The sequence below is a fragment of the Tepidicella baoligensis genome (genome assembly GCF_013432195.1).
Classification (GTDB): Bacteria; Pseudomonadota; Gammaproteobacteria; order Burkholderiales; family Burkholderiaceae_C; genus Tepidicella; species Tepidicella baoligensis.
The window spans coordinates 1-1,784 of the sequence record NZ_JACCDB010000032.1; the positions used below are offsets into that span (position 1 = coordinate 1).

Sequence of the window (1,784 nt, forward strand, 5' to 3'; positions counted from 1 at the left end):
CGTCGAACAGCAGCTTGGTAAAGCCCTCGTCACGGCCGTTGGCGATGGCGCGGCCGCTGGCCGCCCAGGGGAACAGGCCCTTCTTGACCTTGATGCCCTGCTGCTTGGCCTGGTCTTCGGTCAGGCCCACCCAGGCCACTTCGGGGTCGGTGTAGGCCACGCTGGGGATCACGCGGGCGTTGAAGGCGGCGCTGGCCAGTTCCTTGTTGCCCTGCAATTCGCCGGCGATCACTTCCGCCGCCACATGCGCCTCGTGCACCGCCTTGTGCGCCAGCATGGGCTGGCCCACGATGTCGCCGATGGCGAAGATGTGCGGCACGTTGGTGCGCATCTGGATATCGACGCTGATGAAGCCCCGGTCGGTCACGGCCACGCCGGCCTTGTCGGCCGCGATCTTCTTGCCGTTGGGTGTGCGGCCCACGGCCTGCAGCACCAGGTCGTAGATGCCTTCACTCTTGGTACCGTCCAGCCCCTCGAACTGCACCCGGATACCCTCGGGCGTGGCCTGTGCCCCCACGGTCTTGGTCTTCAACAGGATGTTGTCGAAGCGGCCCTTGTTCATCTTCTCCCAGACCTTGACCAGATCGCGGTCGGCGCCCTGCATCAGACCGTCCATCATTTCCACCACGTCGAGCCGCGCGCCCAGGGTGGAGTACACGGTGCCCATCTCCAGCCCGATGATGCCGCCACCGATGATGAGCATTTTCTTCGGCACTGTCGGCAGCGCCAGGGCACCCGTGCTGTCCACGATGCGCGGGTCGTCGGGCAGGAACGGCAGCCGCACGGCCTGCGAACCGGCCGCGATGATGCACCGCTTGAACGCCACCACTGTCTTGCTGCCGGTCTTGTCCTGGCCGGTGCCGGTGGTTTCTTCCACTTCGACGTGGTTGGGGCCGACGAAGGCCCCGTAACCACGCACCACCGTGACCTTGCGCATCTTGGCCATGGCGGCCAGCCCACCCGTGAGCTTGCCGATGACCTTTTCCGTGTGGCTGCGCAGCGTGTCGATATTGACCACCGGGCGGCCGAACTCCACGCCCAAGTCGGCCATATGGCTGACCTCGTCCATCACGGCGGCCACGTGCAGCAGCGCCTTGGAGGGAATGCAGCCGACGTTCAGGCACACGCCGCCCAANTGCGCAGCTTGTCGATATTGACCACCGGGCGTCCGAACTCCACGCCCAAGTCGGCCATATGGCTGACCTCGTCCATCACGGCGGCCACGTGCAGCAGCGCCTTGGAGGGAATGCAGCCGACGTTCAGGCACACGCCGCCCAAGGTGGCGTAGCGTTCCACGATCACCACTTTCAAGCCGAGGTCGGCGGCGCGGAACGCGGCGGAGTAGCCGCCCGGCCCCCCGCCCAGCACGAGCACGTCGCACGCCAGGTCGGCGCTGCCGCTAAAGCTGGCCGCCGCCGGCAACACCGCGGCCGCCACCACGGGCGCAGCGNAGGTGGCGTAGCGTTCCACGATCACCACTTTCAAGCCGAGGTCGGCGGCGCGGAACGCGGCGGAGTAGCCGCCCGGCCCCCCGCCCAGCACGAGCACGTCGCACGCCAGGTCGGCGCTGCCGCTAAAGCTGGCCGCCGCCGGCAACACCGCGGCCGCCACCACGGGCGCAGCGGACGAGGCCGGGGCCGCCACCGCAGCCGCGGCAGGCGCGGACGCCGGGGCACCAGTGGTCGGTGCCGAGGGCGCCGAGGAGGGCACGGCCGCGGCCGCCTCACCGGCCACCTCCAGCGACAGAATCACCGACCCTTCGCTGACCTTGTCGCCCAGCTTGA

Annotated in this window: 2 pseudogenes; both read right to left on the bottom strand. The window is 68.6% G+C overall.

Going from position 1 to position 1,784, the window contains the following annotated elements:
- Positions 1 to 1,141 (bottom strand): annotated as a pseudogene (locus tag HZS63_RS13740) (dihydrolipoyl dehydrogenase family protein); the annotation flags it as partial.
- Positions 1,138 to 1,784 (bottom strand): annotated as a pseudogene (locus HZS63_RS14270) (FAD-dependent oxidoreductase); the annotation flags it as partial. The pseudogenes HZS63_RS13740 and HZS63_RS14270, both read right to left, overlap by 4 nt.